The 503-nt window shown below is 63.8% G+C and carries 1 protein-coding gene and 1 pseudogene; both read right to left on the bottom strand.

The genetic code is table 11. The features are described from left to right. A pseudogene (locus tag RHBS_RS28540) lies at positions 1–180 on the bottom strand (RNB domain-containing ribonuclease); the annotation flags it as partial. Between the two features lie 2 nt (positions 181–182). Further along, positions 183–365, bottom strand: a complete 183-nt coding sequence (locus tag RHBS_RS28535) for a hypothetical protein (RefSeq protein WP_045194843.1) — start codon at positions 363–365, stop codon at positions 183–185. Between the last annotated feature and the right edge of the window lie 138 nt (positions 366–503).

Here is a 503-nt window from a genome sequence, read left to right as displayed (position 1 = left end):
GCCGAGTGGGTCGATGGTGACGAACGGGATGTCGGTGCGGTCGATTCTGCTGTCGGCGTGCAGGTCTCGGGCTTCGACCGCCTCGCGCATCACGTCCGGGTCGAACGCCTCGGTCAGTGCGAACTCGGATCTGATGGCCTCGAAGTCGAAGCCCGGAGCCCTCAGCCGGGTGAGCAGCACCGTCAGTTGTTCCAGTCGTCGTCGGAATCGGCGGCCTTGTTGCGAGCCGCGGCGATCTTCAGCGCCTGCTCCGCGGTGGCCTTGTCCGGATACGGGCCCATGCGGTCGAGGGCGTTGGTCTGCTTGCCCTGTACGACCTGCTTGGTGCTGATGTCGTAGTACCAGGAGGTGTCGTCGTCGGTCATGACTTCCAGTGTGCCCCATGGAGCGACGCCGCAGGAGAACTGCGGAGAAATAGTGAGTGCGAACGAGTCGGCCTGTAAGCCGGATCCTGTCTGCCGTTCCTGCTTTCGCAGGTTCGACGTCGACGACCATCCATCTGG

Origin of the sequence: Rhodococcus sp. BS-15 (genome assembly GCF_000813105.1) — a bacterium.
Classification (GTDB): Bacteria; Actinomycetota; Actinomycetes; order Mycobacteriales; family Mycobacteriaceae; genus Rhodococcoides.
Note: the sequence above shows the minus strand (reverse complement) of the source record. Positions and strands in the feature narration are given on the sequence as shown.

Bases quoted from the DNA above. Each gene is read 5' to 3' on its own strand.
- RHBS_RS28535 (WP_045194843.1), bottom strand. From the start codon at position 365: ATGACCGACGACGACACCTCCTGGTACTACGACATCAGCACCAAGCAG.